Below are 10332 nucleotides of genomic sequence, written 5' to 3'. Positions count from 1 at the left end.
TTTTGCGTCAATCAAGCCGAAGCTTGTTGATGCTGTATGTCTTAACGTTTTGCATGTTCAGTTTTCAATGTTCATTGTGTCGTTTGTTCCGACAGCTTTATTATCATATCAAATTTTTATCTTTCTGTCAACAACTTTATTCAAATTGTTTTTTTTGCAAATAAGAATTAAAAATGAGAACTTGATTACTATACCATCCTTTGAACCTATTCGTCAATACTTTTTAAGAATAAACTTTAGAACTATTTAAAGTATGAGAATCACTTATAAAAGTTCTAAGTGATTCTTCTATATAACAGCCATTTCAAAAAGGTTCTAGTGCTTGAGTTACTTCTTTAGTTTAGAAGGGTACTTCATTATCTTATCAATTGATTACACTTTCAATATGCAAGGATCTCTTTCCTGCCAAATCAATTATATGGCCGGTTTCCAGGAGACGGATCATAGGTCTCATTGGAGAATCTCTATGAATAAAGATAATCTCTGCCAGTTCTCCATCTGACAATCTCACCTTTGTGGAAATAGGTAAATCACAGACAAGGGAGATGAGAGCATTGACTACTTCTATATTATACTTACCAAACTCTTCTTCTTTAATCATCTCTAACACTTTAAAAGAGGAAGCTTTAGCCCGATATATACGTTCTGATGTCATTGCATGATAAACATCAGCCACAGCTATAATCTGAGAGAATAGAGATATATTGTTCATTCTTTCTCCTTTAGGATAACCACTTCCATCTAATCTTTCGTGGTGCTGAAAGATTGCTAGTTTCATCTCCGGCTTCAATAAAGGACTATCTTTAATAGCTTGGAAGCTAAAAATGGTATGTTTTTTGATTTCGGAAAACTCATTTTCCGTAAGTGGCGTCTTTTTATCTCTAATCTTATAGTTTACCTTAGCCATTCCAGCGTCAGCTAATAAGCCTGCAGTCGCTATTTGGTTGATGAGACCCGGCTCGTAACGAAGCTTTTTAGCAATAGCTCCCGATAATATGCCTACTGCTATAGAATGGTGAGCTACATATTTATCCATAGAAGAAAAACTATTTAAAAGAGAAAATATATGTTTCTCCTGCATCGCACGATCTACTAAAGGCATAACAATATTTCTTAGTTTTGCTACATCCACCTTTACTCCTGTTTCCCATGCTGTAAACTCTTTAAAGAAGTTATTTACCGCTTGGTTATATAAGGTATTAAAGTTTGTTTTATTCGATAAGGAGTTACTATTTTTCTGCTCATCTACTTGTTTTTTATTGTTTAACTCGAGAATTTCTTCTTCTGACCTATTAAAGATATTTTCAACAGAGATGGGTACTTTAATAATGTTAAATGCTCTTAGTACCTCAATATGTTCCCTAGAGACTTTTGTATCTTTACGCACGACTGGGGACTTTGTATTCACAAACAGATCTTCGGCTATTATACTACCAATTCTAACCTCTTCTAGATTTTGTAAGATATATTCCATTTGTTACCCTGCTTTTTCTTTTATTTTCCTTAATTATACTAAATTCTATTGATTCTTGTATATGCGAATTCTATGTTTATCTAATTAATATAAATCGTATTTTCACTTAGCTACAGTTATCTAACTAAAAAAAACTACCCTTAAACAGTGTCTAAGGGTAGTTTACTTACTTATTCTTCTATTTCTTCTATTTCTTCTATTTCTTCTGTTGAGGATGAATCTTCATCAGGAGTAACAGCTGCTTCTTCCATTTCAGCATCTATTACTTCTTCTTCCTCTTCTTTTTCAACTTTTGCTACGGTAGCAATTAACTCGCTGCCAGATAATCTCATTAGACGAACACCTTGAGTACTTCGTCCTGTCATAGAAATATCGTTTACATCCATACGGATCAACATGCCATTAATTGTGATTAGCATCAAGTCTTCAGAACCATCTACTGCCTTCACGGCACATAAAGGTCCATTCTTATCAGTGATTTGGCATGTTTTTACACCCATACCACCTCTAGTTTGCAATCTATACTCAGATTCTGGTGTACGTTTACCGTAACCATTCTCCGTAACCACTAGTATCTCTTGTCCAGGTTCTATAATTTCCATTCCTACTACGTAATCGTCATCCTTCAAACGGATTCCTCTTACTCCTCCAGCAGTCCGGCCCATAGAACGTATATCTGTTTCTTCGAATCTTACTAGCTTACCTTGGCGTGTACCTATGATAATCTCTTTTTTACCGTTGGTTAAACGAACTCCTATTAGTTCATCCTCTTCACGTAAAGAGATAGCTATTAAACCATTAGCACGGATATGTGCAAAACCTGATACTGGTGTTCTTTTTGTTACACCATGCTTAGTCGTAAAGATTAAGTAATTATCTTCTTCAAATGAAGCCATTGGGATCATCGCAGTTACATGCTCGTTTTTCTCAATGCCTAGAAGATTAACCAGTGGCAGGCCTTTTGCTGTTCGACCATACTCTGGAATTTCAAATCCTCTTGCACGGTATACCTTACCATTATTCGTAAAGAATAGAATCGTATCATGGGTGGATGTATACAATAAATGCTCAACGAAATCATCTTCATTAGTTCCCATTCCTTGTACTCCACGACCACCACGTTTTTGACTCTTATACGTATTTGCAGGTAAACGTTTAATATACCCTTTATTTGTTAAAGTAAGCACAGAATTTTCTACAGGTATTAAGTCTTCATCTTCAAAGACCTCTGCTCCTCCTGCAACAATCTCCGTACGGCGTTTATCTGCATAGCGATCTTTAATCTCCGTGATTTCTTCACGGATGATTTCAATTACTCGATATTCATTAGCTAAGATGAATTTTAGTTCCTCTATTAATTGTACTAATGCCTTATATTCATCTTCAATTTTATCGCGCTCTAATCCAGTTAAACGTTGTAAACGCATATCCAGAATTGCTTGCGCTTGTCGTTCTGATAAATTGAACTGCTCCATTAAGCCATTTTTTGCTATTTCTCCTGTTTGAGAAGAACGAATTAGCTTAATAATTTCATCAATATGATCTAATGCAATTCGTAGACCTTCTAGAATATGCGCGCGGTCTTCAGCCTTGTTCAATTCAAACTGCGTACGACGACGGATTACCACTTTTTGATGTTCTAGATAATAGTAAAGCATTTCTTTTAGGTTCAACACTTTAGGCTGGTTGTCCACCAACGCTAACATATTAATACCGAAGCTCGATTGTAGTGCGGTTTGTTTGTATAAGTTATTGAGGAGCACGTTAGAATTTGCATCCTTACGAACTTCAATAACAATACGCATTCCGTTTCGATCTGATTCATCAGCCAAATGAGTAATTCCATCAATTTTCTTATCACGTACAAGCTCTGCTATTTTTTCAATTAGACGAGCTTTATTTACTTGATATGGAATTTCTTTAACGATAATTACTTCTTTCCCACTAGGCTTTTGTTCAATTTCGACCTTCGCACGGATTAGGATAGAGCCCTTCCCAGTCTCATAAGCACGACGGATCCCGCTACGGCCCAATATGATACCGCCTGTTGGGAAATCAGGACCAGGAATAATATTCATTAATTCCTCAATAGTGATGGCTGGGTTTTCCGTTAAAGCCAAAACCCCGTCTATTACTTCCCCAAGATGGTGAGAAGGGATGTTAGTTGCCATACCTACAGCAATTCCCGAAGCCCCATTTACAAGTAAATTTGGGTATCTACTTGGTAACACAACTGGCTCTTTTTCTTGACCATCATAGTTATCTTTATAATCAATCGTATTTTTATTTATATCGCGTAATAATTCTAAAGCAATTTTGGACATACGTGATTCTGTATATCGCATAGCTGCTGCTCCGTCTCCATCGACAGATCCAAAGTTACCATGGCCGTCTACCAGCATGTATCGATAGCTAAAATCCTGCGCCATACGAACCATTGCATCATAAATGGAGGAGTCACCATGTGGATGGTATTTCCCCATTACGTCTCCTACGATACGAGCAGATTTTTTATGAGGCTTATCTGGTGTATTTCCTAGTTCTTGCATCCCATATAAAATTCGACGATGTACGGGCTTTAACCCGTCTCGTACGTCAGGTAATGCACGGGATACAATAACGCTCATCGCATAGTCAAGAAAGGATGTTCTCATTTCTGTACTAATATTGATCCCTCTGACACCTTTATTCGGTATTTCTGACATCCTAAAGACCTCCAGTTAAACACATTCTTAAATATCTAAATTTTTCACATATACAGCATTGTCTTCGATAAACTGACGACGAGGCTCTACCTCTTCGCCCATCAGCTGTGTGAAGACTTCATCTGCCTCCATTGCATTATCCAAGTTAACTTGAAGCAATGTACGATTTTCTGGATCCATTGTTGTTTCCCAAAGTTGAGTTGCATCCATTTCTCCAAGTCCTTTGTAACGTTGAATGTTTGGCTTAGACGTTTTAGGCAATCGATCTAAAATTTCTTTTAGTTGTTCATCATTATAGCAATACTCTACATGCTTTCCTTGTTTCACTTGATATAAAGGTGGTTGTGCTGCATACACATAACCTGCTTCAATCAATGGTCTCATAAATCGGAAGAAGAAGGTAAGTAATAATGTACGAATATGAGCTCCATCTACGTCCGCATCGGTCATGATAATGATTTTATGATAACGAGCTTTTTCTAAAATAAACTCTTCCCCAATGCCAGTACCTAAAGCTGTAATCATAGTACGAATCTCTGCATTTCCAAGTATTCTATCTAAACGTGCTTTTTCCACGTTTAATATTTTTCCTCGTAATGGAAGAATAGCTTGATAGTGACGATCTCGTCCTGATTTCGCTGATCCACCTGCTGAGTCACCCTCAACTATATACAATTCGCTATCTGCTGGAATACGGGAAGAACAATCTGCTAATTTCCCTGGTAAGCTAGATACCTCTAAAGCTGACTTACGACGAGTTAATTCTCGTGCTTTTTTCGCAGCTACACGTGCACGGGCAGCCATCAGCCCTTTATCCACAATTTTTCTAGCAATTTGAGGGTTTTCTAATAAAAATCGGTCAAAACCTTCAGCAAACAAACTATTAGTAATAGTGCTTACTTCGGAGTTACCGAGTTTTGTTTTGGTTTGTCCTTCAAATTGAGGATCGGGATGTTTTACTGAAACAATAGCAGTTAAACCTTCTCGTACATCGTCACCAGACAAGTTTGTTTCTGAATCTTTTAGTAAACCATTTTTTCTTGCATAATCGTTAATTACACGAGTAAGGGCAGTTTTAAAGCCAGATTCATGTGTTCCGCCTTCATACGTATTAATATTATTTGCGAAAGATAAAATGTTTGATGAATATCCAGCATTATATTGCATGGCAATTTCAATAGATATTCCGTCTTTCTCACCTTCTACAAAAATAGCTTCTTCTGTAATTGGCTCTTTTGATTTATTTAGATCCTCTACGTAAGATTTAATACCGCCCTCGTAAAGGTATTTAACTGATTTTTCTTGGCCTTCTCGTTCATCTGCAATAGTGATGGTCAAACCACGGTTTAAATAAGCTAATTCTCTTACGCGGTGCGCTAAGATATCATACTCATAAACAGTTGTTTCCGTAAAAATTTGCGAGTCTGCTTTAAATCTTGTAGTAGTTCCTGTTTCTAATGCTTCTCCCGTTACTTCTAAAGGTGAAGCAACAGCTCCTCGTTCAAATTTAATCGTATGAATTTTTCCATCGCGTTTAACATAAACTTCCGTATACTCTGACAAGGCATTTACTACTGATGCACCAACACCATGAAGCCCACCGGACACTTTATATCCGCCGCCGCCAAATTTACCACCAGCATGAAGAACAGTCATAATAACTTCAACTGCAGGTTTTCCCATTTTTTCTTGGTTATCAACTGGTATACCACGGCCATTGTCTTCCACACGAATCCAATTGTCTTTTTCAATCGTCACAATAATATGATCGCAATAACCAGCGAGCGCCTCATCAATACTGTTATCAACGATTTCCCATACAAGATGGTGAAGTCCTTTAGAGCTAGTAGTCCCTATGTACATTCCGGGACGTTTTCTTACCGCTTCTAAACCTTCTAATACTTGTATCTGATCAGCATCATAAGATGGTTTTAAATCTTTCTCTTCCATTGCCAACTTGCTCACCCACTCTTTCATTACTTTCCATACTGGTGAATTTTATTTTATAACTGCCCCTTGTTCCACATGAAACATCTTTGCCTGTTTAATCGTGTCATGGGCTATTCCTTCAATACTTGTCGTTGTAACAAACGTCTGAACGTCACCATGAATAGTCGTTAATAGATGCGATTGTCGGTAGTCATCTAATTCCGATAGAACGTCATCCAGCAATAAAACAGGAGCTTCACCTACCTCCTGTTTTATCAATTCGATTTCGGCTAATTTAAGTGATAAGGCTGTTGTTCTTTGTTGTCCTTGCGAACCATAAGTTTGAACATCATAGTCATTGACAAAAAATTTAAGGTCATCACGATGAGGACCATACAAAGTGACTCCGCGATCTAATTCTCTTTTTTGATTTTCAAATATTTTTGTCTCTAAAGTTGTCTTCATCTGACTTTCTGAATAGTCTGCTTTAATACCTATAGTAGAGTCATATGCAACTGTGAGTTTTTCTAATCCTCGTGAGATACCAAAGTGAATTGGTTCTGCCCACTTTTGAAGTAATTCCATAAATTGGAATCTTTTTTGAATTACTTTTACTGCAGCATTTATATATTGTTCTGTATAAACGTCAAACATGACATCATTTAACTTAGATTGACCTTGATGTTTTTTTAAAATATGGTTTCTTTGCTTTAAAATCTTTTGAAAGTTAAGCAAATCATGTAAATACCTAGGAGATATTTGTCCTATTTCCATATCTAGAAAACGTCTTCTGACTTGAGGACTACCTTTAACCAAAAACAAATCCTCTGGTGCAAACATGACAACATTAAGCTGACCTATGTAGTCACTGAGTCTATTTTGTTCTAGGTGATTCACCTTTGCTTTTTTTCCTTTTTTGGAGAGTATTAATTCCAAGGGGAGTCGTCCATATTTTTTGTGTATATCCCCTATTATTTTACCATACTCTGCTTCCCAGCGTATCAATTCTTTATCATTAGAAGTTCTATGAGACTTCGCCATTGATAATACATATAGGGATTCCATTAAGTTAGTTTTACCTTGGGCATTTTCCCCAATCAACACATTTATTTTAGAGGAAAAATCCAATTCTATTGAATCGTAATTACGGAAGTTTTTTAGCTCAAGTCGTTCAATATACATATTACTCTCCGTTCTCAGGTCCAATCATTAGAAATTTTCCTACTCCTGGAATATTCACTACATCTTTGTTTCTTATTTTTCTACCTCTTCGTTGATCTGCTTCTCCGTTTATATATACGGGATTTTCGCTCAAAAACCATTTAGCCATTCCACCTGAACTTATTGCGTCTGTCATCTTAAGTAATTGACCTAAGGTAATAAATTCCGAATCAAAACGAATCTCTTCCACTAATTATTCAACCTCTTCTCATTTTGTTTATCCCTCCATTTTACCCTAATAAAGCAAATAAGTAAAAAAGATAGCCACTATTGGTGACTATCTCTTGTTTATGCTGTTTAGTAAGTTCTTACTGGAAGGATTAATTGCAAGATTGAATCGTCATGTACAGATTTTAAAACAAACGGTCTCATTGTCCCTGCAAAAAGAATTTTTACATCTTGTCCATCAATCGCCTTTAGTGCATCCATCATGTATTTAGCACTGAAAGAAATCTTAAGCTCTTCGCCTTCTATCGTTTCCGCTAGAATTTGTTCTTCTACTTTTCCGATTTCAGGAGAGTTGGAGGAAACTTCTAAGGAATTTAAATCTAGAGTTGAAAAACGAACAACATTATTTCTTTCTTCTCGTGCCAATAAGGAAGCACGATCTATTGCTTGCAATAAAGATTTACCGTTAACAACAATAGTTGTTTTATATTCGCTTGGGATCAGTCTAGATGTGTCAGGGTAATTTCCTTCTAACAATCTAGAGTAAAATAATACATCCTCGGTTTTGAATAATATCTGCTGCTGAGTCATAACTATAGCTACTTCGGAAGAAGTTTCTTCTAGAATCTTATTTAATTCATTTAAGCTTTTTCCTGGAATTACTACGCTATATTTTTCTTCAGGTAAATCTTTTAATGCTGTTTTTCTTTTTGCTAGACGATGGCTATCTGTAGCTACACAGTGGAGCTCCCCATCAATAACCTGCCAATTCACTCCAGTTAATACTGGTCTGCTTTCTGATGTAGAAACAGCAAATACTGTTTCTTTAATAATAGATTTCAACAAGTCAGAAGGAATATAGAATTGTCGATCTTCTTCAAGTTGAGGTAACAAAGGATATTCACTAGCATCAATGCCTATTAAGTTGAATTCTGATTTACCTGAACGGATATGTGTGTGGAATTGGTTTGTAACTTCAATTTCTACATCGTTAGTAGGTAATTTACGAACAATCTCACTAAACATTCTTGCTTGGACAACTATTGATCCTGGTTCTACGATCTTTATAATTTGTTCTCCATTTTTTTCAACTGGTATAAATGTTTGGATTGTAATATCTGAATCACTACCAGTCAAATACAAACCTTCTTTTGTTACTTCTAATTTTAATCCAGTCAATATAGGAATTGTTGTTTTAGAACTTACGGCTTTCATTACATCATTTAGTCCATTTAATAGACTATCTCTCATTACTTCAAATTTCATTTTAGTACCTCACTTATATATTTATTATTTATTAAAAGATTAATAGATATAGTAATAGGGCTTGTGGATATGTTGATAAGTGCATATTTCGCTATATTTCGCCACATATCCCCATGTGTATAACTTGTGTTTAAGTATGGACCTAAAATAGGAACTTATCCACAATCTAATTATCTACCGAGGATAGATTTTATTTGCTTAATATCATCCTGCAGGTTCATATCTGTTTTTAGCATCGTAGCTATTTTATCGTGTGCATGAATTACTGTAGTATGATCACGTCCACCAAACTCTTCGCCAATCTTAGGCAATGAGAAATCAGTTAGCTCACGGGAAAGAAACATAGCTACCTGACGAGGGAATGCGATAGATTTGGTACGTTTTTTCGCAGTAAAATCTTCTAATCTTATATGAAAATGCTCTCCTACAACCTTTTGGATATCTAAGATCGTAATAATTCTTGGACGTGCATTTGGAAGAATATCTTTTAATGCCTCAGCAGCTAAGTCTATATTAATATCTTTATTAACAAGCGAGGAATAGGCCACTACGCGAATAAGTGCACCTTCCAGCTCTCTTATATTCGAGTCAATTTGATTTGCGATATAGGCCATAACTTCATCAGAAATATCCAAACCGTCTGCGCGTGCTTTTTTACGTAAAATAGCAATTCTTGTTTCTAAATCAGGTGGTGCTATATCTGTTATCAAGCCCCATTCAAAACGGGAGCGTAAACGATCCTCTAACGTGGGAATCTCCTTAGGTGGTCTGTCACTGGAGATAACAATTTGTTTAGATTCTTCATGTAAAGCATTAAAAGTATGAAAAAATTCTTCTTGAGTTGATTCTTTTCCGGCAAGGAACTGAATATCATCTATTAAGAGAACATCTACATTTCGATACTTATTTCGGAAGTCTACTGCTTTGTTGTCGCGAATAGAATTAATAAATTCGTTCGTGAATTTTTCAGAAGATAAATAAACCACTTTTGCATTCGGATTGTGTTCTTGAACATAGTGTCCAATCGCGTGCATTAAGTGGGTTTTTCCTAATCCAACTCCTCCGTATATGAAAAGAGGATTATATGCTTTTGCAGGTGCTTCTGCTACAGCTAAAGAGGCAGCATGGGCAAAACGGTTACCAGAACCAATGACAAAAGTATCAAATGTATTTTTTGAGTTAAGCATTCCAGGAGAAAAGTCTGGCTGATCATCTGGAGTAACCGGTGTTTTTGGCTTTGGTATTTCAAAGTCATCAAAGTCCTGACCCTTAGGTACTACAAAAGAAATTAATAATTCATTGCCAGTAAGTTCTGTAAGAATCCCAGCAATTAAATGAACATAGTGATTTTCAAGCCAATCCCTAGCAAAGGAATTGGGCGCAGCTATGGTTACAGTGTCTCCCTTATAAGAAAGCATCTTTGTTGATTTTAACCAGGTTTCGAAGCTTGGTTTCGATGTTTTCTTTTCTACTTCAGAGAGAACCTTAGCCCAAAGTTCTTCAAAGTGTTCCAATAACATAATCTCCTTTTCTATAAGATTGATAGGAAATCCGTTTCTCCTACCTTTT

7 protein-coding genes are annotated in these 10332 nt (G+C 36.2%); all 7 read right to left on the bottom strand.

The annotated features are described in order from the left end of the window. Positions 1-364: 364 nt before the first annotated feature. The gene (locus HF876_RS09555; protein WP_169359835.1) at positions 365-1474 is read right to left on the bottom strand and encodes an HD-GYP domain-containing protein; all 1110 of its coding nucleotides are present in this window, start codon (positions 1472-1474) and stop codon (positions 365-367) included. A 170-nt stretch (positions 1475-1644) separates the two neighbouring features. Next, positions 1645-4179 carry a DNA gyrase subunit A gene (gene gyrA / locus HF876_RS09550; RefSeq protein WP_169359834.1) on the bottom strand — a complete coding sequence of 845 codons (2535 nt, stop codon included), beginning with the start codon at positions 4177-4179 and terminating at the stop codon, positions 1645-1647. A 27-nt stretch (positions 4180-4206) separates the two neighbouring features. Then, a complete protein-coding gene (gyrB, locus tag HF876_RS09545; RefSeq protein ID WP_205964073.1) occupies positions 4207-6129 on the bottom strand; it encodes a DNA topoisomerase (ATP-hydrolyzing) subunit B in 1923 nt (640 codons plus the stop codon). 48 nt (positions 6130-6177) lie between these two features. Beyond that, positions 6178-7290 carry a DNA replication/repair protein RecF gene (recF, locus tag HF876_RS09540; protein WP_169359833.1) on the bottom strand — a complete coding sequence of 371 codons (1113 nt, stop codon included), beginning with the start codon at positions 7288-7290 and terminating at the stop codon, positions 6178-6180. 1 nt (position 7291) lies between these two features. Further along, positions 7292-7519: a S4 domain-containing protein YaaA gene (yaaA, locus tag HF876_RS09535; RefSeq protein ID WP_169359832.1), complete on the bottom strand. Its 228-nt coding sequence runs from the start codon at positions 7517-7519 to the stop codon at positions 7292-7294. Positions 7520-7626: 107 nt separating this feature from the next. Then, positions 7627-8763 carry a DNA polymerase III subunit beta gene (gene dnaN, locus HF876_RS09530; protein WP_169359831.1) on the bottom strand — a complete coding sequence of 379 codons (1137 nt, stop codon included), beginning with the start codon at positions 8761-8763 and terminating at the stop codon, positions 7627-7629. 170 nt (positions 8764-8933) lie between these two features. After that, positions 8934-10277, bottom strand: a complete 1344-nt coding sequence (dnaA, locus tag HF876_RS09525; RefSeq protein ID WP_169359830.1) for a chromosomal replication initiator protein DnaA — start codon at positions 10275-10277, stop codon at positions 8934-8936. Positions 10278-10332: the final 55 nt, after the last annotated feature.

The organism is Psychrobacillus sp. BL-248-WT-3 (genome assembly GCF_012843435.1).
GTDB lineage: Bacteria > Bacillota > Bacilli > Bacillales_A > Planococcaceae > Psychrobacillus.
The sequence above is the reverse complement of the archived record's forward strand: the minus strand, read 5'-3'. Positions and strand labels throughout refer to the sequence as shown.